29 protein-coding genes and 1 pseudogene are annotated in these 22,426 nt (G+C 66.3%); 13 read left to right on the forward strand and 17 right to left on the reverse strand.

Features of this window, described 5'->3' with window-relative positions:
- Positions 1-242, reverse strand: a pseudogene (locus GR303_RS19405) (outer membrane protein); the annotation flags it as partial.
- A 293-nt stretch (positions 243-535) separates the two neighbouring features.
- On the opposite strand from GR303_RS19405, the gene GR303_RS19410 reads away from it, so the two are divergent.
- Complete coding sequence (locus GR303_RS19410) at positions 536-1,291, forward strand: SDR family oxidoreductase (protein ID WP_161725158.1); 756 nt, start codon at positions 536-538, stop codon at positions 1,289-1,291.
- On the opposite strand, the gene pgeF is transcribed toward GR303_RS19410, so the two are convergent.
- Genes pgeF through lgt form a run of 3 tightly spaced genes read right to left on the reverse strand, consistent with a single transcriptional unit; the run spans position 1,281 to position 3,988 of the window.
- Positions 1,281-2,048, reverse strand: coding sequence for a peptidoglycan editing factor PgeF (gene pgeF / locus GR303_RS19415; protein WP_161725156.1), 768 nt, complete (start codon positions 2,046-2,048; stop codon positions 1,281-1,283). The genes GR303_RS19410 and pgeF overlap by 11 nt on opposite strands.
- A gap of 9 nt (positions 2,049-2,057) precedes the next feature.
- Entirely contained in the window at positions 2,058-3,134 is a 1,077-nt protein-coding gene (locus GR303_RS19420) for an SAM-dependent methyltransferase (RefSeq protein ID WP_161725153.1), read from the reverse strand.
- Positions 3,131-3,988 carry a prolipoprotein diacylglyceryl transferase gene (lgt, locus tag GR303_RS19425; protein ID WP_161725151.1) on the reverse strand — a complete coding sequence of 286 codons (858 nt, stop codon included), beginning with the start codon at positions 3,986-3,988 and terminating at the stop codon, positions 3,131-3,133. Before lgt ends, GR303_RS19420 begins: the two co-directional genes overlap by 4 nt.
- Positions 3,989-4,126: 138 nt before the next feature.
- Between lgt and GR303_RS19430 the strand changes: the two genes are divergently transcribed.
- From GR303_RS19430 to GR303_RS19450, 5 genes are all read left to right on the forward strand, one after another.
- Positions 4,127-4,411: an accessory factor UbiK family protein gene (locus tag GR303_RS19430; RefSeq protein WP_161725149.1), complete on the forward strand. Its 285-nt coding sequence runs from the start codon at positions 4,127-4,129 to the stop codon at positions 4,409-4,411.
- Between the two features lie 244 nt (positions 4,412-4,655).
- Positions 4,656-5,156, forward strand: coding sequence for a type III secretion system chaperone family protein (locus tag GR303_RS19435; RefSeq protein ID WP_161725148.1), 501 nt, complete (start codon positions 4,656-4,658; stop codon positions 5,154-5,156).
- 71 nt (positions 5,157-5,227) lie between these two features.
- Positions 5,228-6,055 (forward strand): pyrroline-5-carboxylate reductase, encoded by an 828-nt coding sequence (gene proC, locus GR303_RS19440; RefSeq protein ID WP_161725145.1) that lies wholly within the window; start codon positions 5,228-5,230, stop codon positions 6,053-6,055.
- A gap of 124 nt (positions 6,056-6,179) precedes the next feature.
- Positions 6,180-6,836 (forward strand): TetR/AcrR family transcriptional regulator, encoded by a 657-nt coding sequence (locus GR303_RS19445; protein ID WP_161725175.1) that lies wholly within the window; start codon positions 6,180-6,182, stop codon positions 6,834-6,836.
- 20 nt (positions 6,837-6,856) lie between these two features.
- Complete coding sequence (locus GR303_RS19450; RefSeq protein ID WP_161725143.1) at positions 6,857-7,216, forward strand: tRNA-binding protein; 360 nt, start codon at positions 6,857-6,859, stop codon at positions 7,214-7,216.
- Between the two features lie 122 nt (positions 7,217-7,338).
- Here the strand turns inward: GR303_RS19450 and GR303_RS19455 are convergent, their stop codons facing one another.
- The 3 genes from GR303_RS19455 to GR303_RS19465 are packed head-to-tail and all read right to left on the reverse strand — an operon-like array spanning position 7,339 to position 9,973.
- Positions 7,339-8,706: an ATP-binding protein gene (locus GR303_RS19455; protein WP_161725141.1), complete on the reverse strand. Its 1,368-nt coding sequence runs from the start codon at positions 8,704-8,706 to the stop codon at positions 7,339-7,341.
- Positions 8,703-9,419: a response regulator gene (locus tag GR303_RS19460; RefSeq protein WP_161725138.1), complete on the reverse strand. Its 717-nt coding sequence runs from the start codon at positions 9,417-9,419 to the stop codon at positions 8,703-8,705. Before GR303_RS19460 ends, GR303_RS19455 begins: the two co-directional genes overlap by 4 nt.
- Positions 9,420-9,454: 35 nt before the next feature.
- A complete protein-coding gene (locus GR303_RS19465) occupies positions 9,455-9,973 on the reverse strand; it encodes a MarR family winged helix-turn-helix transcriptional regulator (protein ID WP_201752147.1) in 519 nt (172 codons plus the stop codon).
- A gap of 163 nt (positions 9,974-10,136) precedes the next feature.
- On the opposite strand from GR303_RS19465, the gene GR303_RS19470 reads away from it, so the two are divergent.
- Positions 10,137-11,024 carry a branched-chain amino acid aminotransferase gene (locus GR303_RS19470; RefSeq protein ID WP_161725136.1) on the forward strand — a complete coding sequence of 296 codons (888 nt, stop codon included), beginning with the start codon at positions 10,137-10,139 and terminating at the stop codon, positions 11,022-11,024.
- Positions 11,025-11,111: 87 nt separating this feature from the next.
- Here the strand turns inward: GR303_RS19470 and GR303_RS19475 are convergent, their stop codons facing one another.
- Both GR303_RS19475 and GR303_RS19480 read right to left on the reverse strand, forming a co-directional pair.
- Positions 11,112-11,516 carry a RidA family protein gene (locus tag GR303_RS19475; RefSeq protein WP_161725133.1) on the reverse strand — a complete coding sequence of 135 codons (405 nt, stop codon included), beginning with the start codon at positions 11,514-11,516 and terminating at the stop codon, positions 11,112-11,114.
- 78 nt (positions 11,517-11,594) lie between these two features.
- On the reverse strand, positions 11,595-12,839 hold the full coding sequence (locus tag GR303_RS19480; RefSeq protein ID WP_161725131.1) for a Y-family DNA polymerase: 1,245 nt from the start codon (positions 12,837-12,839) through the stop codon (positions 11,595-11,597).
- Positions 12,840-13,021: 182 nt separating this feature from the next.
- Here GR303_RS19480 and GR303_RS19485 point away from each other — a divergent pair, with 182 nt between their 5' ends.
- Both GR303_RS19485 and GR303_RS19490 read left to right on the forward strand, forming a co-directional pair.
- A complete protein-coding gene (locus GR303_RS19485; protein WP_161725128.1) occupies positions 13,022-13,297 on the forward strand; it encodes a DUF3072 domain-containing protein in 276 nt (91 codons plus the stop codon).
- Between the two features lie 223 nt (positions 13,298-13,520).
- Positions 13,521-14,555 carry a Tim44 domain-containing protein gene (locus tag GR303_RS19490; RefSeq protein WP_161725126.1) on the forward strand — a complete coding sequence of 345 codons (1,035 nt, stop codon included), beginning with the start codon at positions 13,521-13,523 and terminating at the stop codon, positions 14,553-14,555.
- 75 nt (positions 14,556-14,630) lie between these two features.
- On the opposite strand, the gene GR303_RS19495 is transcribed toward GR303_RS19490, so the two are convergent.
- Positions 14,631-15,212: a type 1 glutamine amidotransferase domain-containing protein gene (locus tag GR303_RS19495; protein WP_161725123.1), complete on the reverse strand. Its 582-nt coding sequence runs from the start codon at positions 15,210-15,212 to the stop codon at positions 14,631-14,633.
- Positions 15,213-15,351: 139 nt separating this feature from the next.
- Between GR303_RS19495 and GR303_RS19500 the strand changes: the two genes are divergently transcribed.
- Complete coding sequence (locus GR303_RS19500) at positions 15,352-15,573, forward strand: hypothetical protein (protein ID WP_161725120.1); 222 nt, start codon at positions 15,352-15,354, stop codon at positions 15,571-15,573.
- A 39-nt stretch (positions 15,574-15,612) separates the two neighbouring features.
- Here the strand turns inward: GR303_RS19500 and GR303_RS19505 are convergent, their stop codons facing one another.
- From GR303_RS19505 to GR303_RS19525, 5 genes are all read right to left on the reverse strand, one after another.
- Positions 15,613-16,335, reverse strand: a complete 723-nt coding sequence (locus GR303_RS19505; protein WP_161725118.1) for a metallophosphoesterase family protein — start codon at positions 16,333-16,335, stop codon at positions 15,613-15,615.
- Positions 16,328-17,143 carry a nucleotidyltransferase family protein gene (locus tag GR303_RS19510; protein ID WP_246205697.1) on the reverse strand — a complete coding sequence of 272 codons (816 nt, stop codon included), beginning with the start codon at positions 17,141-17,143 and terminating at the stop codon, positions 16,328-16,330. Before GR303_RS19510 ends, GR303_RS19505 begins: the two co-directional genes overlap by 8 nt.
- A 105-nt stretch (positions 17,144-17,248) precedes the next feature.
- Positions 17,249-18,829, reverse strand: coding sequence for a methyltransferase regulatory domain-containing protein (locus tag GR303_RS19515; protein ID WP_161725115.1), 1,581 nt, complete (start codon positions 18,827-18,829; stop codon positions 17,249-17,251).
- A gap of 124 nt (positions 18,830-18,953) precedes the next feature.
- Positions 18,954-19,328: a hypothetical protein gene (locus tag GR303_RS19520; protein WP_161725113.1), complete on the reverse strand. Its 375-nt coding sequence runs from the start codon at positions 19,326-19,328 to the stop codon at positions 18,954-18,956.
- Positions 19,329-19,469: 141 nt separating this feature from the next.
- Positions 19,470-20,318, reverse strand: coding sequence for a BON domain-containing protein (locus GR303_RS19525; protein WP_161725111.1), 849 nt, complete (start codon positions 20,316-20,318; stop codon positions 19,470-19,472).
- A 203-nt stretch (positions 20,319-20,521) separates the two neighbouring features.
- Here GR303_RS19525 and GR303_RS19530 point away from each other — a divergent pair, with 203 nt between their 5' ends.
- The 3 genes from GR303_RS19530 (at position 20,522) to infA (ending at position 21,558) form a co-directional block, all read left to right on the forward strand.
- Positions 20,522-20,782: a hypothetical protein gene (locus GR303_RS19530; protein ID WP_161725109.1), complete on the forward strand. Its 261-nt coding sequence runs from the start codon at positions 20,522-20,524 to the stop codon at positions 20,780-20,782.
- Positions 20,783-20,972: 190 nt separating this feature from the next.
- Positions 20,973-21,182 (forward strand): cold-shock protein, encoded by a 210-nt coding sequence (locus GR303_RS19535; protein WP_027314980.1) that lies wholly within the window; start codon positions 20,973-20,975, stop codon positions 21,180-21,182.
- 94 nt (positions 21,183-21,276) lie between these two features.
- The gene (infA, locus tag GR303_RS19540) at positions 21,277-21,558 is read left to right on the forward strand and encodes a translation initiation factor IF-1 (RefSeq protein WP_161725107.1); all 282 of its coding nucleotides are present in this window, start codon (positions 21,277-21,279) and stop codon (positions 21,556-21,558) included.
- Positions 21,559-21,626: 68 nt separating this feature from the next.
- Here infA and GR303_RS19545 read toward each other — a convergent pair whose 3' ends face one another.
- Together GR303_RS19545 and GR303_RS19550 are read right to left on the reverse strand one after the other, a co-directional pair.
- The gene (locus tag GR303_RS19545) at positions 21,627-22,175 is read right to left on the reverse strand and encodes a sigma-70 family RNA polymerase sigma factor (RefSeq protein ID WP_201752148.1); all 549 of its coding nucleotides are present in this window, start codon (positions 22,173-22,175) and stop codon (positions 21,627-21,629) included.
- Positions 22,172-22,399 (reverse strand): NepR family anti-sigma factor, encoded by a 228-nt coding sequence (locus GR303_RS19550; RefSeq protein WP_161725105.1) that lies wholly within the window; start codon positions 22,397-22,399, stop codon positions 22,172-22,174. Before GR303_RS19550 ends, GR303_RS19545 begins: the two co-directional genes overlap by 4 nt.
- Positions 22,400-22,426 lie beyond the last annotated feature (27 nt).

Below are 22,426 nucleotides of genomic sequence, written 5' to 3' on the forward strand. Positions count from 1 at the left end.
CCCACCTGAGCGCCGCCCACGAAGCCGCCGTCGTCATCGTCGTCGGCCAGGTCGACCGCGTCGAAGTCGTCGTCCGACCAGCCATAGCCGGCGTTCACACCGACATAGAAGCCGGTCCAGGTGAAGATCGGAGCAGCCGCCACGATCGGCGCCGGAGGAGCGGCGCGGGCCGGGAGGTCGGCAGCGGCAGCGGCTCCGGCAAAGCCGAAGAGCGCAACGCTGGCAAGGAGAATCTTCTTCATGGTTTCTCTTTCCTAATCGATGTCATGCCAGCCCGACCCACTGACGTCGGATCGAGCCGGGCACTCCCCATTTATAGAGCGACAACCTCGCGAGGGCTGTGACCTCACAACCACAGCGACCCTGGGGTCTTGTGGCAGGATTGTGGCGGCAATATGCGTGCTTACCCCTTGTGGCATCGCTGGACCTACAACGCACAGCTTGGCCGTTGGTTCGACGGCCGAGCGAAAAAATGTCATTTTCGTGTCCAACATGCTCAACTGATCCAGCGGGAGCGGATTTCAAGAGGTTCAAAATGAAGAATGTTGCCCTGGTGACCGGGGGCGCACAGCGCATCGGGCGCCGGATCGTCGAGCGGCTGGCGCAGGAGGGCTATGCGGTGGCCATCCATTGCCGGCGCTCGGCCGACGAGGCGCAGGCCATCGCCGCGCGGATCGTGGAGGCGGGCGGCCGGGCCGAGGTCGTTCGCGGGGACCTCGCCGACGGGGGTGCCGTCGAGCGCCTGGTGCCGGAGGCCGTGCGGGCGCTGGGTCCCCTTACGCTTCTCGTCAACAACGCCTCGGAATTCGAGCCCGACGAGGTCGAGGCGCTCTCTCAGGAGCGCTGGGACAGGCACTTCGCCGTCAACCTGCGTGCGCCTGCCTTCCTGACTCGCGATTTCGCCCGCCAGCTTCCGGAGGGGCGCGAGGGCTGCATCGTCAACATCGTCGACCAGCGCGTCTGGAAGCTGACGCCGCAATTCTTCTCCTATACGCTGACGAAGGCAGCCCTCTTCACCGCCACGCAGACCATGGCTCAGGCGCTGGCACCGCGCATCCGCGTCAATGCCGTCGGTCCCGGTCCCACCCTGTCGAATGTGCGCCAGGGGGACGAGGACTTCGCCAGGCAGAGCCGCGCCGTTCCCCTGGGCCATGGCGGCACGCCCGACGAGATCGCCGATGCGGTGCTCTATCTCGCCAAGGCGCGCAGCGTCACGGGCCAAATGATCGCCGTGGATGGCGGCCAGCATCTCGCCTGGGAGACGCCGGACGTGGCGGGCATCAGGGAGTGAGCGCGATGGCGGAGATCAGCCGGCCGTAATCCGGCTCCTTGCGGTGGGTGGTGCGGCGGTAGCTGAAGAACCGCTCCTCGTCGGAATAGGTGCACAGCCCGAGATCGGCGAAGGCGCCGATGCTGGCCGCCGCCAAGCGCGCGCCGATGAAGCCCGGCAGGTCGAACATGGCGTGACCCGGCCTCGCCCCCTCGCTGAGGAAGCGCTCGTATCCGGGCGCTTCCTTCGTGAAGCGGTCGATGAAATCCGGCCCGACCTCGTAGGCCTTCCGGCTGATCGTGGGGCCGAGCACGGCGACGACGTTCCCGCGCCGGGCGCCGAGCCGCTCCATGGCATCGAGAGTGGCTTCGAGAATGCCCGTCACGGCGCCGCGCCAGCCCGCATGAGCGGCACCGATCACGCGAGCTTCGGCATCCGCGAACAGAACCGGCCCGCAATCGGCCGTGGTGATGCCGAGCGCAAGTCCGGGAACCCCCGTCACCATGGCATCTGCCCTGGGGCGCTCGCCCCGCCAGGGACCTTCAACGATCACCGCATCGGGTGAGTGCACCTGGTACACGCTGACGAGGGCGTCGGGCGCGACATCGAGCGCAGCCGCCATGCGGCGCCGGTTCTCCTGCACCCTGGAGGGGTCGTCCGCCGAGCCGACACCGCCGTTGAGCGAGGCATAGATCCCCTCCGATACGCCGCCCTGACGGGTAAAGAAGGCGTGGCGGACGTGCGGCTGGGAGGAGAGGGCGGGAGCTTGGATGAACATGGCTCGATCTTATGGGGCGGGGGACAGGGTGGGCAATCCTGGAGCGGTCTGGATGCTGCCATGTGTAACGGCCAAAACCTTAAACAGCTCTCCCATACCCTTCGGCCCGCGCTCGGTCAGCCTTGCGAGAGCCGCGTCGATGTCGGCCCCCTGGGTCGGGGTGGCGCGGGTCTTCAGGGCTGCGGCCCGGGCCTCGATGCCCAGTTCCTGCAGGAAATCGCCCTGCGTGGCGATCCCATGCACCCGCGCCCCCCGCGCAAGAGCGGCCCGGGCGAGGCGGTGGAAGTCCACATGGGTGGTAAGATCCGCGTCTCCGGGCGCATCCAGCGGGCCGACGGGCTTGTGGCCTTTGAGAGCCTGCAGGGTGTCGCCGAAGGCGGGCCCCCAATAGCCGTAATCCAGGATCAGGGCTGCTCCCCCCTGGCCCGTGAGCCGGCCGGCGAGCGTGCCCATGACGTCGATGGCTGCGGCGGGCCATTCCAGCACGTCGCCGGGGCGCAGGGGCGTGCCGAGGGCCTGCTCCGGCTCCGCCCGCAGGCCAAAGATCAGGCTTCCGCCCTCGAGACCGACCAGCCGCTCGCACCAGCCGCGCTCGGTGGCGAGGAACTGGCGCACCGGCAGGGCATCGAAGAACTCGTTGGCGACGAGGAGGGTGGGGCCGGGCGGCACGTCTTCGAGCCGGTCGTGCCACTCGACCGAAAAGCCCGAAGCGGCCAGGGCGGCCTGCTGCCGCTGCCGCAAGGCGGGACTCGTCTCCACGAGATGAATGCTGGCGGCTGCCTTGAAGTCGGGCAGGAGCCTGGTTGCCCGCACCAGGTCCGCCATCAGGGTGCCGCGCCCGGGTCCGAGTTCGACGAGGCGGCAGGGGGCCGGCCGGCCCATGCCGTTCCAGACCTCGAGCATCCACAGGCCGATCAGCTCGCCGAACATCTGGCTGATCTCGGGCGCCGTGGTGAAGTCCCCGGCTGCGCCCAGCGGGTCGCGGGTGGCGTAGTAGTGCCTCAGGCACAGGCTCATGTAGCGCTCGACCGTGATCGGCCCTTCGAGCGCGATGATCTCGCCCAATGCCTCCTTCAGGGGCCTCACGTGGCCTCAGCCATAGGACGTGGGCGCGTGTAGCCCCGCGCCGCCAGGACGATGGCTCCCGCGCCCACCAGCGCCATGGGAATCGAGAGCAGCATGCCCATGGTGATGCCGCCGCCAAGGGCCTGCACCGAGGAGCCGAAGAGGAAGCCGAGCTGCGCGTCGGGCTCGCGGAAGAACTCGGCTGCGATGCGGGCGATGGCATAGCCCAGCACGAAGATGCCGCCGAGGAGGCCCGGCCGGCGGAAGCCGAAGCGGCGGGCGGCCACGATCATGACGATGAACAGGATCAGGCCCTCGCCCAGGGCCTCGTAGAGCTGGCTTGGGTGGCGCGGCACGGGGCCCGCATGGGGAAAGACCACCGCATAGGGGAAGTCGGGTGCCGGTCTTCCCCACAGCTCCCCGTTGATGAAGTTCGCGATGCGGCCGAAGAACAGGCCGATGGGCGTCACCACGGCGGCCATGTCGAGCATGGCGAGCGGGTTCAGCCCGCGCGAGCGGGCGAAGAGCACGATGGCGAGCACCGCGCCAAGGAAGCCGCCGTGGAACGACATGCCGCCGTGCCAGATGGCGAAGATCTCGAGAGGCCGCGAGAGATAGGAGCCCAGGTTGTAGAACAGCACGTAGCCGATGCGCCCGCCCAGCACGACGCCGAGCGCCACCCAGACGATGAGGTCGTCCACATCCAGAGGCTTCGGCTGCCTCAATCCGCCCCAGAGATCGGCCCTGGCGGCCAGGCGCTTGGCATAGAACCAGCCGCCGAGGAGCCCGGCCACATAGGCGAGCGCGTACCAGCGGATCGCGAAGGGGCCGATGGAGATGGCGACCGGATCGATGAGCGGGAAGGAGAGCGGCATAAGCGGGCCTTGATCGAACGCGCTGCCATTGGACCCTTCGGACGAGGATCGTCAACCCTGTTGCAGTTTGGCGCGGATGCGCCCATGTGTGACGTTCCAGGGCGGATGCGCCCGCCGAACGCTGTGGATATCGACCCCATGACCCAATCGTCCAACCGGATCTTCGATGAACTCGCCCGCTTCGCCACCGATGCCGCCGGAGCGGCCCAGGGTATCCGCCGCGAGGTCGAAAGCGTGGTCCGCAGCCAGTTCGAGCGCCTGATCAAGGACATGGATGTGGCCACCCGCGAGGAGGTCGCGGTTCTCCGCGACATGGTAGTGGCTGCGCGCGAGGAGAACGAGCGGCTCGAGGCCCGGGTGAAGGATCTCGAAGCGAAGCTGGCCGGTTCGGCCGGCGGACCGACAAGCCCTGCAACGCCCTGACCGGAGCGGAATGCCGGCCTGCGCCGGGCGCGGGTCTCCTGTTGTGGACAGGCGAGCCCGGCGCATTGTGACGGAGGCCGAAATCTAAGACTGTCGATTCATGAGCTGATTCGCGGCAGCAGCGGCAGGGTCCTCGAATATTTCAGGTATTCCGAGCGTTCCTGCCGAGTACTGTCCGAATTTATGCAATGGTGTTGCCTGAATGTGTTTAGCCTCTTCAGGCATTTGAGTTTTTTGGATCGACATGTCGCAGATTCTTCTTGAAATCGACCGCTCGGAGCATCCTCTCGACGTGGTCGAGCGTCTGGCAGCCCTGCGGCATTGGATCTTCGAGCGGGCCGAGGCCGACGAGATGGCCGTCTCTGTCGCGGGACGCTGGGCCGATTACGACATTGCCTTCACCTGGATCGAGGACGTGGAGGCCCTGCACGTGGCGTGCGCCTTCGACCTCAAGGTTCCCATGCGGCGCCGGCAGGAGGTTCTCCAACTCATCTCCGCGGTCAACGAGCAGCTCTGGGTCGGGCATTTCGACCTGTGGAGCACCGAGAACGTCGTGATGTTCCGCCATGCGCTGCTGCTGGCGGGCGGAGCCGATCCCACGGACGGGCAGTGCGAGACCATGCTGCGGGTCGCGGTGGAGGCCTGCGAGCGCTACTTCCAGGCGTTCCAATTCGTGATCTGGGCCGGCAAATCGGCCCGCGAGGCTCTCGACTCCGTGCTGTTCGAAACCGAGGGCGAGGCGTAGCGCTGCCTCGACAGGGATCGGCGGAGAGGGATAGATAGCGCCCACCCGCCCCTCTTCCGTCAGGTCATCCCATGGTGCCGAACGTCTCCCATCTTCCATCCTCGCTCATCCTGGTTGGAGCCGGCAAAATGGGCGGCTCCATGCTGGAAGGCTGGCTCAAGGTCGGCATGAATCCTCAAGGCGTCGCGGTGCTCGACCCGCGCCCCTCCGAGGCGATGGTCCGGTTCTGCGCCGAGCGGGGGATTGCCCTGAACCCGGCGAGCCCCGCTGCCCCCGACGTGCTGGTGCTTGCGATCAAGCCGCAGATGCTGGACGAGGCCGCGCCTGCCCTGAACGGGTGTCTCGGGCCGCAAACCCTCGTGATCTCGATTCTGGCCGGCAAGACCATCGGCGATCTTCGCTCCAGGCTCCCTGCATCGGGAGCCATCGTGCGCGCCATGCCGAACCTGCCCGCCAGCATCGGCCGCGGCGCCACGGGAGCCGCCGCCAACGATCAGGTGAGCGAGGAGCAGCGTCTCATGGCCGATGCGCTGCTCGCCAGCAACGGCATCGTCGAATGGCTCCCCTCAGAGGATTTGATCGATGCGGTCACGGCGGTGTCGGGCTCGGGGCCGGCCTATGTGTTCCATCTCGTGGAGTGCCTCGCCGAGGCGGGCGCTGCGGCCGGGCTCCCCAGGGAGCTTGCCGAGCGTCTCGCACGCGCCACGGTGACCGGGGCAGGGGAGCTTCTGTTCCAGAGCGATCTGACGCCCGCAACGCTGCGCCAGAACGTGACATCGCCCGGAGGCACAACGGCGGCGGCGCTCGAGGTGCTAATGCGGGATCCGGACGGATTGAAGGCGCTCATGCGAGAGGCGGTGGCCGCGGCCAAGCGGCGCGCGGAGGAACTCGCAGGCTGAACCTTGGGATTGCTCCGGTCAGTCCCTAGATTAGCCTCAACGGCACCGAGTCAGGAGATCGATCGTGACGGCACAAGCTTCCACTGCTCCCACGGACAAGCGCAAGGCGATCGTCGAGGCCCTAATGGATCTTGCCGCCCAGCGACCCTGGCGCGAGATCGAGATCGCCGACATCGCCAAGGCCGCCGGCGTCTCGCTGGCCGAGTTCCGCGATCTATTTCCCTCGAAGGGGGCCGTGCTCGGCGCGCTCTCGCGCATGGTGGACCGTCAGGTCCTGGAGGGCACCACCGACGACCTCGCCGGGGAGCCCGCGCGCGAGCGCATCTTCGACGTGCTCATGCGACGCTTCGATGCGCTGCAGCCCTACAAGGAGGCCCTGCGCCGGATCTCGCAGGATCTGCAATACGATCCCGTGTCGCTTGCGGCGCTCAACCAGGTGGCGCTCAACTCGCAGCGCTTCATGCTGGCCGCTGCCGGCATCAGCACGGAAGGCCCGCTCGGGGCGCTGAAGCTCCAGGGCGCAGTGCTCGTCTACGCCAACACCATGCGCACCTGGCTCGACGATGACGATCCGACGCTGGCCAGGACCATGGCGCGGCTCGACCGTGAGCTGCGGCGTGGCGAGCGCATCGTCGAAGGGGCCGAGGATCTGCGGCGCCTGAGCGCGCCGCTGCGCGCCGTCGGCCGCGCCTTCATGCAGGGCCGCCGCTCCGTGCGCTCCGAATGGCGCCGCGCCGGGGACGACAACGGCGACACGCAGAACCCTGCAGCGGCCATCTGAGCAGGACTCGAAGGGGCATCATGGATCAGGCGCAAGCGGCCGCACCGCAGATCACCTTCGACGATTTCCTGAAGGTCGACATCCGCGTCGGGCGAATCCTCGCCGCGGACCCCTTCCCGCAGGCCCGAAAGCCCGCCTTCAAGCTCACTATCGATTTCGGGCCCGGGATCGGCACCAAGCGCTCCTCGGCGCAGATCACGGTCAATCATGCGCCGGAGGATCTCGTCGGTACGCTCGTGCTGGCGGTGGTCAACTTCCCGCCGCGTCAGATCGGGCCCTTCCTGTCGGAGGTGCTCACGCTCGGCGTGCCCGATGCGAACGGCGACGTCATGCTCATCCGCCCGGACCGCGACGTTCCGGTGGGCGGACGGCTGTACTAAGCGAGAGCGCAGATCCCGTCCCCGGCGAGCCGGAGATGAAGGAAGGAGATTCACTCACACGCTCAGCGCTGATAGGCTCCCTTCCGTTGCGCTCTGGCCGGGAATGCAATCGAGAGGGTTGCCTAAGCCGGCAGGCGCACCGTCGCACGCAAGCCCCCGAGCGGGCTGTCGCCGAGCACGATGTCGCCGCCGTGGGAGCGGGCGACGTCGCGGGCGATGGCAAGGCCGAGCCCTGACCCGCCCTCGTCCTGGTTGCGCGCTTCGTCGAGGCGAACGAAGGGCTTGAAGACTTCCTCGCGCAGCTCCGGCGGGATGCCCGGTCCGTCGTCGTCCACGTGCAGGGTCAGCCAGCGCGTTTCGTGATTGGCCGTAATCTCGATCCTGTCGCCGTGCCGTGCCGCGTTGGACACGAGATTGAAGAGAAGGCGACGGAACGCGTCCGGGCGCACCGTGATCATCGGGTCGCCGATGATCTCGAGCTCGGTGACGTGGCCCTGCCGCTCGGCGTCCGACTGCACTTCTTCGAGAAGCTGCCGCAGATCCGTCTCCACGGCCTGCTCGCCGGCGTCGCCCCCCTCGCCCCGGGCGAAGGCGAGATAGCCTTCGAGCATGCGGCTCATCTCGTCCACGTCGCGCTTGAGGTCCTCGACTTCGGGCGATTGCCCGAGGAACACGAGGGACAGCTTGAAGCGCGTGAGGATGGTGCGCAGGTCGTGGCTCACGCCGTTGAGCATGGTGGTGCGCTGCTCGATGTTGCGCTCGATGCGCCGCTTCATCTCGAGAAAGGCGTGGCCGGCCTGGCGCACCTCGCGCGCGCCGCGCGGGCGGAACTCGATCTCGCGTCCCTTGCCGAGCGCTTCGGCGGCTTCCGCGAGGCGCAGGATGGGCCTGATCTGGTTGCGCAGGAACAGGATGGCGATGCCGAGCAGCACGAAGGACGAGCCGCCCATCCACACGAGAAAGATGTGCGAGTTCGAGGCATAGGCCTGGCTGCGCCGCGCCAGCACGCGCATCACGTTGCTCTGATCGAGCTTGACCCGGACTTCCACGTAGCTCGAGCGCCCCACCGTATCGATCCAGTAAGGCCGGTCGATCTGGCGGCGCAGCTCGTTCGACAGGGTCTCGTCGAGGATGTCGAAGAAGGGTTTGGGCCCCGGCGGCGGAAGGTCGGTGTTGCGCAGGATGTCCACGTCGAGCTGCAGGCGCTCGGAGGCGATGCGGGAGATGGTGTTGGCGTTCCTGTCCTGCGGGTAGCTTTCGTAGATGTCGATGAGCGCCGCGATGTCCGCCGTCACAGCCGATGACAGGCGCCGGGTCACGAGCTCGTAATGACGCTCCATGAACACATAGGCGACAACGGATTGCAGCAGGATGACCGGCGCGATGATGATGATGAGCGCGCGGGCATAGAGGCCCTTCGGCAGGTACCGCCCGAACCAGCGGGCCGCGCGGTCGAGCGGGGAATACTTCAGGGTCGCGCCGATCTTCATCGGTCGATCACGAGGCGATAGCCGATGCCGCGCACGGTCTGGAGGAAGATCGGGTTGGCCGGGTCCGTCTCGATCTTGCGGCGCAGCCGGTTGATCTGAACGTCCACCGTGCGCTCGTTGGCGGCGATCCCGTTGCCGGCGAGCGCCTCCCGGGGAACGTTGTCGCCCGCATGGCTTCCGAGGATGGTCAGGATCTCGCGCTCCCGCTCGGTGATGCGCACCACCTCGTCCCCGCGCCGCAATTCGCCCCGGTCGAACCGGTACGAGAAGGGTCCGAAATGAATGGCCTCAGGCACATCCGAGCCCGCGGCGCCCGGCATCGGCATCGCCCGCTTGAGGATGTTGCCGAGGCGCAGGAGCAGCTCCCGGGGCTCGAAGGGCTTGGGCAGGTAGTCGTCCGCGCCGATCTCGAGCCCCGTCACCCGGTCCGAGGCGTCGGAGCGGGCCGTGAGCATGAGGATGGGCACCTGGGAATGCGCGCGCAGGCTGCGGGCATAGTCGAAACCGGACTCGCCCGGCATCATCACGTCGAGCACCAGGGCGTCGAAAACGAAGTTCTCCGCCTTGGCCCGCGCTTCAGCCGCGCTTGCCGCCGCCGTTACCCGGTAGCCGTTCTCGGACAGGAACCGGGTCAGCAGGTCGCGCAGGCGGCGGTCGTCGTCCACCACGAGAACATGCGGAGCATGGTCGGGAATGTCGATGCGTGCATCCATAGGGCGTCAAGCTACATTGTCCGGATCCTGCTTTATCAGGTTTCCTCGGACCCGAACACGAGGTGCTTCACATGGGCGCTGTGGTCCGGATCGATGAGGCGCAGGAGATAGCGGCTCACCAGCTCCTTCGCCTCGGGCTCCATGGCCGAGAGCGCCCGCATGATGCGGCGGGTCTGCAGCTTGGCGAGCTTCAGGGCCAGCTCCCGGCCCTGGGCGGTGGCGTAGAGCAGCCGCTGGCGCCTGTCGGCGGTGCCCATCCGGCTCTCGATGAAATCCTTTTCGATGAGCTCCTTCAGAACCCGGTTGAGGCTCTGCTTGGTGATCTGCAGGATGTCGAGGAGCTCGGCGATCGTGAGGCCGGGATTGCGGCTCACGAAGTGCAGAACCCGGTGATGGGCCCGCCCGAAGCCGTATTCGCCGAGGATCCGGTCGGGATCGCTCACGAAGTCGCGGTAGGCGAAGAAGAACAGCTCAATGAGGTCGTAAGCCGGCGTCTCGGCAAGGACATCCTTGCCGGGGTGGCGAGCCTTCAAAGCCGGAATTGCGTCTGGCAATGTCCTTGTCCTGAATGATATGTCAGCCTTGTTGACATATCTCAGGACGATTGTTACTCGTCAAGCCGCTTGCGCGAAACGAACGATACCCAAAGGGCGCGCGAGCGAACCGGAAATTACTCGGCCCCGGTTGCCACCAAGGCCCAGCTTCAAGGAGAACACGATGTCCGCGACCCCCTTCGATCAGCGTGATGGATGGATCTGGTACGACGGGCAGCTCGTACCCTGGAAGGAGGCCCAGCTCCACGTTCTCTCGCACGGCCTTCATTATGGGTCGTCCGTGTTCGAAGGCGAGCGCGCCTATGGCGGCGAGATCTTCAAGTCCACCGAGCATTCGGAGCGCCTGAAGAAGTCGGCCGAGATCCTCGATTTCGAGATCCCCTACAGCGTGGCCGAGATCGACGCGGCCAAGCGCCTCGTGCTGGAAAAGAACGGCATGACGGACGCCTATCTGCGCCCGGTCGCCTGGCGCGGCTCGGAAATGATGGGCGTGGCGGCGCAGGCCAACAGGATCCACCTTGCCATCGCGGCCTGGGAATGGCCGAGCTATTTCGATCCGGCCCAGAAGATGAAGGGCATCCGCATCGACATGGCGGAGTACCGCCGCCCCGACCCGGCGACCGCCCCCTCTGCGGCGAAGGCGGCAGGCCTCTACATGATCTGCACCATCTCCAAGCACAAGGCCGAGCGGAAGGGCTATGCGGATGCGCTCATGCTCGACTGGCAGGGCCGCGTGGCGGAGTGCACGGGCGCCAACGTGTTCTTCATCCGCGACGGCGTGGTGCATACGCCCATCGCGGACTGCTTCCTCGACGGCATCACCCGCCGCACGGTGATCGATCTCGCCAAGCGCCGCGGCTTCGAGGTTGCGGAGCGCCGGATCATGCCGGACGAGCTCCCAAGCTTCAACGAGTGCTTCATCACCGGCACGGCGGCCGAAGTGACGCCGGTATCCGAGATCGGCCCCTACAGGTACCAGCCCGGCAACATGACCAAGGTGCTGATGGACGACTACTCCGCCGAGGTGCAGCCCAAGAGCAGGGCGGCTTAAGCTTTTCTCGCATACACGCCACGTCATGCCCGGCACGAGCCGGGCATTGTCGTTTCAGGTGGCTCGGAGATGTGCGTGCCTGAAGCCCTAGGCTCCTTCGTCGGCATTGGTGTGAGCGATGACACGGATCTCGACGATTGCTCCTTCACGCCTGAGACCCGCGACCTCGACCGCCGTCCAGACCGGGTACGGTTCGCCCAGGTACTCGAGGCGGATCGCGTCGAAGAGATCGAAATGATCCCGCAGACCGACATGATAGGTCGTCATCTCGACAATCGACTGGAATGTCAGGCCGCCGGCACGCAGCACCGATCCGATCTTGTCGAAAGCGGTTCTGATCTGGGTTTCCGCATCATCCGGCATGTGCCCGTGTGCGTTGCTCCCGGTGACGCCAGTCAGAAAGACATGGCTCCCGGAGATGATAGCGGGAGACATTTTCAATCGGTCGGCAGCCGCTCGAAATTCAGGCGGAATGATTGCACGCTTGGCCATCAGGGAGCCCCTGGGAAACAACGGAACCCCCATAGTGGCCGAGGCGGTCCCTCTCCTCAACATCCTCCTGCGAAGGCCTCAAAAATCCTCCGCATCGGGAATGCGGTTGAAGGCGATCTTGGCGCCGGCATAGCCTCCGGGGATCGTCACCCAGGGTCCCCAGTGCAGGAGGGTCTTTCGGTAGCTGACGTTGAGCTGGTCGGCGATGGCCGAGAGGTATTCCATGCGCCGCTTGAGCTGCGCCTCCGGGGCGGCATCGAACAGATCGTCCTCGATCTCCTGCAGCGGCACCAGATCGTGCAGCGCCACATGGACGCTGCGGCTGCTGTGCATCTCCTCCCGTTCGGCATGGAGGAACAGGCGGCTCAGGGAGGCGAGGAGGGAGGGATCGTCCCAGGTGGGCTGGAAATGCTCCTCCCCATACCAGCCGGCGCTGTTCCTGTTGGTGAGCCACAGGGCCAAGGCCTTGGCCGCGAAGCCGGCCCGGCGCATGCGGCGCGAGGCCTTGGCGAGGAGGACGCGGGCGGCCGCATAGGCGCCGCCCAGCGAACGCCAGTCTGCGGGAAGCACCCGGCCGTGGCCGAACATGCGCCGGCGGGTCTCGGGCCGCTCCACCGTGTAGCCGTGAAGCCCCATCCAGAGCCGCTCCCCCTCGACGCTGCCCCAGAGCCGGCGCAGCTCCTTGGGCTGGACCCTCCAGAGGGCGGCCATGTCGCCGATGCCCGCCCGGGCGAGCCGCGCCGCATTGCCCCGGGCGATGCCGGGGACGTCCGTGAGTTCCAGCGACAGCAGGGGGCCGGGGAGGTCGTCCGGATGGAGGGCGACGAGGCCATCCGGCTTGTGCATCTCGGCCGCGATCTTGGCCAGCAGATCGTTGGGCCCAAGGCCCACCGAGCAGGTGAGGGTGGGGCCGATGCGGGAGGCCACGGCCTCCTTCACGCGCCGCCCGAGGGCGAGGCCCTGCGCGCTCTCGGAGGGCAGGAGGGCGCAGAGCATCTCGTCGATGGAGCAGACCGCCTTGACCGGCAGAACCGTCTCGATGGCCGCAATGATGGTCTTGTGCAGATCCACATAGACCTCGTGCCGCGCCGTCACCAGCACGAGGCCGGGGCATTGCCGCCGGGCATCGCGCACGAAGGTGCCGCGCTTGAGACCCAGGGCCTTCGCCTCCCGGCTGACGGCGATGAGGCCCGTATGCTCCGAGTCCACGGGGATGATGCCCACGGGCCTGCCGCGCAGATGCGGCTGCAGGTGCTGTTCCGCGCTGGCGAAGAAGGAATCGAAGTCGACATAGAGCCGCTCCAGACCCGTCGGTTTGCGCATCGCCGTCCGCCTCCGCCTTGTCCATAGAACGAACCAAGAACATAAGCTTGGCGGCGAGTCGAGGGCGAAAGCTGTGGATAACGGGGATGAGTCTCAGGGGGTAACCCTCCTTTCTCTGAGGAACCAATGCCCTGCAAGGGTGTTCTCGTTTTAGAACAAAACCAGAACAATAGGAGTCTCACATGTCTTCACAGGGTAAAGCGAATCCCGGTGCCGCCATTCACCATAAGCGTTCCGCAGAGGCAGTTAATCCGAAGACCAATCCTGATCCTTCCGACAACCAGATCAAGGATCCGGACGAGTGGGTCACGGGCGACGAACCCATGACCGGAGCCCAAGCCTCCTATCTCAAGACCCTCTCCGAGCAGGCGCACGACCCGGACGCCTTCGAGCCCGACCTCGACAAGGCCGAGGCCTCGAAGCGCATCGACCGGCTGAAGCGGAAGCAGGGGCACTGAGGCCTCGAAGCTCGCATGTGATGGCCGGGCTTGCGCCGGCCGTCCCGCTTCCTCCGGCGGATGCCCTTCGCATCGGGTTCGGCCGCACAAGGGCGGCATGACGGGCAGGGCAGAGGCATTCGAAACGTGACGGGAAACGAATGGGCCGCCCTTCCGCAACCCCTTGGGCATCACCACATTATCCACTGGAGCCTCACGCTCCGAAGGGATGAAACGTAAGACGATGATGAATTTAGCTTCTCGCCGCAGCCGGGTGATGATCGCTCTGGCGGCCGCCTTGGTCTTCGCCGGGAGCGCAGCCGAGGCCCGCGTCGGGCGGGGAGGCGGCAGCTTCGGTTCGCGCGGCGCGCGCACCTACACTCCTCCGCCGGCGACCCGCACTGCGCCGGACGCGGCGGCTCCGATCCAGCGCTCGCAGATTCCGAACCAGGGTCCGAATGTGACCCGTCCCGGCATGCCGGCTCCGAACGTGGCGCAGCCGCGCCGCTTCGGCTTCGGCACGGGCCTCATGGCCGGCCTGTTCGGCGCAGGCCTGCTCGGCCTCCTGTTCGGCAACGGCTTCTTCGGGGGTCTTGCCGGGCTTGCCTCGATCTTCGGCCTCCTGCTGCAGATCGGCCTGATCGTGCTCCTGGTGTCGTTCGCTATGCGCTGGTTCCGCCGGCGCCAGCAGCCGGCCTATGCCGGCCCGGATCAGGGCTATGCCCGCTCCATGGGCGGCAGCGTGCCTCCTGCCGGGGGCGGACGCCCCATGGGCGGTGGTCTCGGCGCAGGCCTGGGCGGCGGCCTCGGCGGCGCGATGGACGGCCTCAGGGGCATGGCCCAGAACACCCAGCGCCGTCCTGGGGTGCGCGATGAGATCGGCATCGGCGAAGGCGACTACGCGGCATTCGAGAAAGGCCTCGTCGAGCTGCAGGATGCCTATTCGCGCGAGGACGTCGCCAAGATATGGACGCTCGCAACCCCCGAGATGGCGGGCTACATCCAGGAGGAGCTCAACGACAATGCGGCCCGCGGCGTCGTGAACAAGCTCTCGAACGTGCGCCTCCTGCAGGGAGACCTGTCGGAGGCCTGGCGCGAAGGCGCGACCGATTATGCCACCGTCGCCATGCGCTTCGCCATCACCGACGTGATGATCGACCGGACCACCGGGCGCGTGGTGGAAGGCGATCCGAGTAGAGCCGAAGAGGCCACAGAGGTCTGGACCTTCCGCCGCGATGGCGGTGGCTCGTGGAAGGTTTCCGCGATCCAGCAGGCCTAAGGCAGCCATTCGACAAATGCGAAAGCGGCCGGTGAGAACCGGCCGCTTTTTTGATGCCTGAAATCTGCGGGTCGCTTACTCCGCCGCTTCGCGCCGGCCTGCATGCGAGCCTTCGCGCACCTCCTCGATGATCTTGTTCACGAAAGCGTCGAGATCGCCGGGATTGCGGCTGGTGATGAGGCCCTGATCGGCGACGACGGTCTCATCGCGCCATTGGCCGCCGGCATTGATCACGTCCGTCCTGATCGAGTGGTAGGACGTGCATTGCCTGCCCTTGATGATGCCGGCCTCGATGAGAAGCCACGGCGCATGGCAGATCGCGGCTACCGGCTTGCCCGAGGAGTAGAAGGCGCGGATGATCTCGATGGCTTTGGGCTCCACGCGCAGCTTGTCGGGATTGATCTGCCCGCCCGGCAGAACGAGCGCGTCGTAATCGGCCGGGTTCACATCCTCGATGTCCTTGTCGACCGGGACGGTCTTGCCCCAATCCTTCTCGTCCCAGCCGTAGATCTTGCCTGATTTCATCCGCGACTTCGGGGCGGCAACCTCGACCGTCGCGCCGGCCGCTGCCAGCTTCTCCTGCGGAACCATGAGTTCCGACTGCTCGAAACCGTCGGTGGCCATGATGAGGATCCGGGCCTGCTTGATGTCAGGCATGGTGCTCTCCGTCGTTCGTGGGGGACTGCCGGGCAACGGGTGGATGAGGGAGAGGTTCCGTGCGGAAGCGGTGATCGGAACCCTGCCTGCACGGGCCTGTTGACCCAGTCACAAACTTCCGAAGCGAGGAGGGATGACGATGGTCAATCCAGGAGCTCCCACCAACGAGCCCTTGCCCGGCGGCAACATTCCGAGCGAGGTGCCGCCCGGCATCGTTCCGGACGAGGAGCCGGATATCGGCCCGACCGGGCCCCGCACCCCTTATCCCGTCAACGATCCCGGCATCAGCGACCCCAAGGGACCGGGCTCCGAACCGGATTACCTGCCCGGCAATCCAACCGACCCCGGCATACGCTACTGAGGCTGTGCCCGAAGACAGCGGGCGGGGCAGGTGCCCCGCTCAGACTTCGAGAATGGCGTAGGGCTTGCCGTTCGGCTTCTCGATGTGCTTGGCCACGTTGTAGACCGGCTGCCCGCCGGGGGTGCGGCCCTCGAAGCGGCCGCGATGGGCATGACCGTGCACGATGGCGTTGACCTTGAAGCGGTCGATGGTCTCGGCAAGCCGCGAGGAGCCGAGGAAAGGATAGATCTCCAGCGGCTCGCTCTCGATCGTGTCGGTGACCGGCGCGTAATGAAGAATGACCACGGAGCGCTTGGCGCGCACCTGACGCATCGCGTTCTCGAGCCGCAGCGTCTCGTTCATGGTCTCGTTGACAAATTGCTTCATGGCGGGTTCGCCGAAATAGCCCAGCATGCGCCGGCCGAAGCCGCCGGCAAATCCCTTCACCCCCACGAAGCCGACGCCGCCGATTTCGACGGACTGGCCATCGAGCAGCCTCATCCCCGCATCGCGCAGGATCCGCGCCACCTCTTCGTGCGCGCCGCATTCGTAATCGTGATTGCCGAGCACGCCGACGACGGGAATCGAGCAGGCCTTCAGGTCCTGTGCCAGAAGCTCCGCCTCCCTCGGCTTGCCGAGATCCGTCAGATCTCCGGCGAGCACCAGCACATCCGCCTCCCGGGAAATCTCCCCGAACAGATCGCGGTAGGATTCGGCATTGTCTTCGCGAACATGAAGATCGCCCATGGCTGCGACCTTCAAAGGCGTCTGCACGTCATTCATTCCGCCATTCACCTTCGCCGCCCACATCGGCGAAGCCCCATTGCTTGACGTCGATCTCGTAGTCGATGCGGGAGAACATCCGCCCGCGGCAGACCTTCATCTGCGGCGGCGGAAGATCGAGCTGTTTGGCAAGCCTGTCGAGAAGCTCGTCCATCACCCAGCGCGGAACCTTGTCGCGCTCGGACGGATAGATCCAGCGGAAGTTGAGCAGGTGCATGAGCAGCACCTCCCAATGCACTTCCATGTAGGCCAGAAGACCATGCCAGTCGATCTGGTCGTGCGCCTTGAGGATCGTGTGCGCCACGTCCGCGCCGTCGTAGCGGTGGCGCAGTTGGATGAAGCACTTGGACCAGACGAGCTCCGTCGGCCCGACGATGCGCACGGGAATGCCGAACACCTCGATCTGGCGCGCATGCTCGAACCAGGGATCGCCGATCGGCATGGTGCCGTTCGAGGAGGCGAAGATCACGTCGAAGAAGTACTGGCCCTTGAAGACCTTGCCGAGCCAGCGGTCGTCCTCGATCTCGATGGAGTAGCCGAGGCTCTTGAAATGCGAGAGCACGCGCGTGTAGTCGCCGGCCTTGCAGAAGATGTCGAGGTCCTTGGTGGGGCGCGTGATGCCCGTATAGGCCGAGAGCGCGTAGGTGCCGGCAAGCAGGAAGGGCAGCCCGAGGGTGTTCAGCTCCCGCAGTGCCTCCGCATAGAAAGCCTCGGACTCAGGATATTTGAGCGTCGGCTCCGCCTTGGCGTCCATGACGGGGACGGACGGGTATGCGGTCGAAGGGAGATCTGGGTCGTGAACTGCCATGGGCTTTGTCCGATGCGCGGCCAAGAATGGCCCGCGTTCGACAACAGAATGGCATTCACGAAGTTCCGCACCGGCCCAGCTTAATGCCGGAGGGGCGATTCCGGCTCAGGCCCGCAGCCGCCGCTGCTCCACCGATTTCGCCGGGGAGGGGGCACCGAGCCCGAGCGAGGTCCAGATGCCGAGGATGTTCTGCTCGAAATCGGCGACGCGCTGCCGAAGCTCCGCCTCATGGGCCTCCCCTTGCAGCGGCTTGCCTTCCTTGAGGAGGCGCTGGCCGGCCTCCGACAGAACCTTGCCGACGAAGCCTGCCATGTCAGGGTTCTTCTCGCTCAAGGAAAGCCACATCAGCTGGTTCATGCGCTCGGCTGCCAGCCCGCCTCCCGTGACGGGCGAGGCGAAATAGCCGAACTTGCGCTCGAAGCGGGACTCGTCGGCAACGGCCCTGTTGAACCGGTCGGTGTGAAGCTTCCGCTCGAGCACGCCCGGCTCGGGCAGGCAGGGATGGCAGACGCCGAGCGCCACCAGGATGGTGAGCGCCTGGATGAGCCGGTTGATGCCGATGGCGCCGAGGGCAGGATCCGCCACGATCTCGCGCAGGGTGCGAGGGCCGCTCCCAAGGGCGGCGATCAGAGGATCGTAGATGCCGCTCTGCAGCTTCACCGCATGCCGCATGCCCCGCAGCTCGCGCGGAATTCTCGCGCCCCGGGCCGACAGGGCAAAGCGCATGTCGAGCCACTTTTCCCGCACCTGATGGGCGGCGAGGCGGACGGGACCCTTGACGAAGATGTCGCGCCGGAACTGCTGGTCGATCATGTGGTCCCGGGTCATCTGGCGCAGGGCCACGCTGTCGATGCCGGACAGGAACTCCCGCTGCTCCTTGGTCAGGTTGATCTCGTCGAGGCTGTCCAGCGCATTCGCGGGTCCGACCCAGGTGAGCTTCGCCTCCGCGAGCTCCTCGGCGAGGTCCATGAAGTAGAACGGGTTGGATTCCTGGTTGAAATATTCGTGGATGATGTAGTTCGGATGGTGGTTCTTGAGCTTGTCGAGCCGGCTCGCAAGCTTGGGATGGTTGGCGAAGTAGCGCATGTCGAGCTTGCCGAACCTGTCCGCCATATCGAGGAAAGTCGACGCGCGGGATTGCGGCGAAAGCTGCGCTCCCCGGGCTGCCGTGTGCTCCACCAGCAGGCGCCGGAGCGGCAGCATGGAGACCCAGCCGGGCATGCAGTTGTAGGAAATGTAGACGAGACCGCCCGGCTTCAGCTTGCGGCGGATGAACTCCACGATGGTCCGCCGGTTCTCCGGCGAGATCCAGCTGTAGATCCCGTGAAGCGTGATGAAGTCGAAATCGGGCAGGTCGCCGCGGGTCAGGAACTCGGCGAAGCTGTCGTCGTAAAAGCGCACGTTGGTGAGCGCCGCCGCCTGGGCGAGGGTCTGCGCGCCGACGATGTGGCCGGGGTTGAAGTCCGTGGCGTGGAACTGGATGTGCGGGTTCGCGGCTGCCAGCAGGTTGGTCGAGAAGCCCTGGCCGCAGCCCAGCTCGCAATAGGTCAGGGAAGACGAGCTCAGGTCCGGCGTCTGGACGCCCTGCAGAAGAGCGAGGAAGCCGAGCAGGCTCGGCGTCAGCTCCTGATAGAAGCCGTGGGTGTATTCAACGTCGACGACGTAACCTGCTGACCAATTCGCCATGACAATGTCCCGGCCGCGGATGAACCGGCACCCGTCGGCGAAAGAAAAGTTATAAAATAACCTATGTCAGGCCGGGCTATTCAGCGCAATACTTTTCTACTTACCACGCGGAAGATTGGTAAACTCAATGGTCTCCGTGGGATACCCTGACGTCCCGTGGGCTGTTGAGGATCTCGAGCAGGCTGTTGGCGATGTGCCGGGCCTCGTCGTCCTTCAGGCGCAGCAGGAAGGGCGGCATCATGCCGGCCTGGAGCGCCACCACGGCCATGCCGTGCTCGTCCATGCCGACGTCGATGGTCTGGGAGGTCACGTCGACCAGTTCTTCCGGCATGTCGCCGCTGTCTTCCCCACCCTCGCCGATGGCGGAGAGCAGCTGGCTCACGGCCCTGACCAGCGAGCGGGCGGCGTGGGGATCCATGACCACGGCGGTCGACTGCTCGCCCTTCTGGAAGGCCAGCTGGATGTTGTCGCCCTCAAGCGTGACGGAAATGCCTGCCATGTTCGTCCTCGTCTATCCCCTCCCATATGGGGTCCCACAAGGATCAGGGAAAGGCAGAGGCCTTGGTACGACGAATGCGCCTCTTCCCCAAGGAAAGAAGCGCATCCTGGTAAATGGGTCAGGCCCTCGGGCCGGGAAAGGTCAGGCACCGCTGCCCGAGGAGCCGCCCGTCCGGCGTCCGCCCGATGCGGCTGCGCCGCTGCCGGTCCCCTCCGGCGTGCCGACGGTGCCGGCGCCGGCAGCTCCCGCGCCCGACATCGTGGTCCCGCCGATGCCCGCATCCGCCGCCTGCTGGATGCGCAGGTTGTTCTGCACATGGATGACGCCGGAGACGGATTCGGCGATGTCCTCCGCATGGCGCTTCTCGAAGCGGCTGTTCACCGTGCCGGTGAGCGTCACCTCCCGGTTCTCCACCCGCACCTCGATCTCGGAGGCGTCGATATGCGGGTCTTCCGTCAGGCGGTCGTTCACGTCCTCCAGAATGCGGGCATCGGAGCGCTGGTAGCCCTTCGGGCCGCGGCCGCGATGCTGGCCGGCCTCGCGCATGTCCCGGTCGCGGCGGCGCTCGGCCTCATCGTCGCCGAACCAGGAGCGCACCTCGTCGCCGGCCCGGTCGAGGAAGCCGCGCTCCTCGTAGTCGTCGCGGGAGCCGCGGCCGAAGCTCTCCGAGCCGGAGCGGCCCCGCCCGTAGCGGTCCTGGCCGAGCTGGTCCGGATCGCGCCGGCGGGAGCGGTCGGTGTCGAAGACGGATCGGCCGGCGCCCCGGTCGTCCCCGACCACGTCGTGCCAGTCGAGGGCCGAGCCGCCGGTGCCGTAGCCGGCTGAATCGCCGAAATCGCGCTCGCGGCGCCGGCCGTAACCCTCGTCGGAGCCGTGGCCGCGGTCGTATCCTGCGCTGCGGTTGCCGAAGCCGCGCCGGGCGATGTAGCCGTCGTCCTCGCGGTCGCGCCAGTCGTTGTCCCGATTGTCATAGCGGCGGTCATTGGCCATGGATGGGCTCCTCCTGAATGCTTCGGGGCCGTTCCGGGGCGGCCCTTGCGCAACCAACGTGAGGCCGGAGCCGGTGTTCCTGATGCCCGGACAGGCCGGGATCCTGCGTTTTTCCAAGGCTGCGCTTGAACGCTCCTGCCGCACTCGCATTGACCGGAGGCGCGGCCGGTCCGCGAAAGGGAACAAGACGAAAGAGGTCGACGATGGCCGATCTGTCCGGGTTGAGCGACGAGGCGCTGGCCGTCTTTGCCTTCGCCGCCTATCACCAGCTGTCGAGCGGCCAGCCGGTCCGCAGCGTGGTCCAGAGGGACGGCGCCGGCCACAAGGCGAACGACAAGGCCGTGGAGGAACTCAAGGGCCGCGGCCTCATCGAGGCCGACGGAGCCGAGATCCGCTTCACGGCGCAGGGCGAGGAGGCGCTGCAGGGCCTCATCGCCACGATCCGCGGGAACCGGCAGGCCTGAGGCCCCGATCCCTTTGCCTTGCAATTGCCCCATCCGTACCCTAGGTAAAACCCATCGACATTTGGCCGGACGACTGGGCTACCCGCTTTGGCACTGCCGGGCGCACGTTCCTTCTCTACCATCTATCGACTAACGGATGACCGGCTCCGGTCCGTCATCCACGTGCAAACGACAGTGAAAAGGATTTCCCATGGAACAGGGAACCGTGAAGTGGTACAACGAAACCAAGGGTTATGGTTTCATTCAGCCCGACAATGGCGGCAAGGACGTGTTCGTCCACGCCACGGCGCTCGAGCGCGCCGGCATGCGCGGCTTGCGCGAAGGCCAGAAGCTCTCTTATGAGCTTCAGACCGACCAGCGCACCGGCCGCCAGTCTGCAGTGAACCTGCAGAACGCGTAAGGGTTACATGCCGGAGGACGTGGACGCCACGTCCTCTTGCATATGAGCCGTTCCGGTCCAGGGGCGGCTTTTTTGTTATGAGGAAAGGCTTTGCATGGCAAAGGAAGAACTGATCACCTTTGAAGGACTTGTGACCGAGATCCTGCCCGACGCGCGCTACCGCGTGCAGCTCGACAACGGGCACGAGGTCATCGCCTACACGGCGGGGAAGATGAAGAAGAACCGCATCAAGACGCTTGCCGGCGACCGCGTGACCGTCGAGATGTCCCCTTACGACCTGGAGAAGGGCCGGCTCATCTTCCGTCACAAGGACACGGGTGCCTCTTCCGGTCCGCGCCCGCCGCAGCGCGGCAACCCGCAGTTCCGGCGCCGCTAAAGCAGCAGGCGCGCCGTTCGGAGCGCCTGTCGATGGAATCGATTGTCGAGGCAGCCTGACGCCCGGCCTCAGGCGACGGCCTGCACCACCGAGAGGGTGACGCGGTCGGGGCCGAGATCCTCCTCCATGTCGGTGAAGTGCATCAGCTCGGCGAGCCGGTTGCGGGCGCGGTTCACCCGGCTCTTGATGGTGCCGACCGCACAGCCGCAGATCTCCGCCGCCTGCTCGTAGGAGAAGCCGGAGGCGCCCACCAGCAGCAGCGCCTCGCGCTGGTCGTGGGGCAGGCGGGCCAGCGCCTTCTGCAGGTCCTCGAAGTCCAGATGGGGCATCTGGTCCGGCTGCACCGAGAGGGCGGCGGCGTATTTCCCGTCCGCATCCTCCACCTCGCGGCGGCGCTTGCGGTACTCGGAATGGAACAGGTTGCGCAGGATGGTGAAGAGCCACGCCTGCATGTTCGTGCCCGGCTGGAAGCGGTCGATATTGGCGATCGCCCGCATCAGGGTCTCCTGCACCAGGTCGTCGGCCCGGTCCACGTTGTTCGTGAGCGAGATGGCGAAGGCGCGCAGGTTCGGCGTGGCCTTGAGCATGGAATCGCGCAGATCGATGTCGAGGCTCATGAGGACTGCTTCTCCGGCTTGCGCTCGTCGAGCCGGTTGATGATCTCGATGAAACGGTCCGGCACCGGCTGCTCGCCCAGCGCCAGCGCCTCGTAGAACTGGCGCAGCCGCTGGCCGAGCTGGGCCTGAACCGAACGGCTCAGGGCCGGCGAGGAGGACTTGTCGAGGCCCGGGACAGGCTCTGGATCGTGATGGGGCATGAGGTTCGGGGTCTTCTTCTGCATCGGGGTGTCCTGGACCATCGTGGGTAA

Origin of the sequence: Microvirga arsenatis (assembly GCF_009910705.1) — a bacterium.
GTDB classification, from domain to species: Bacteria; Pseudomonadota; Alphaproteobacteria; order Rhizobiales; family Beijerinckiaceae; genus Microvirga; species Microvirga arsenatis.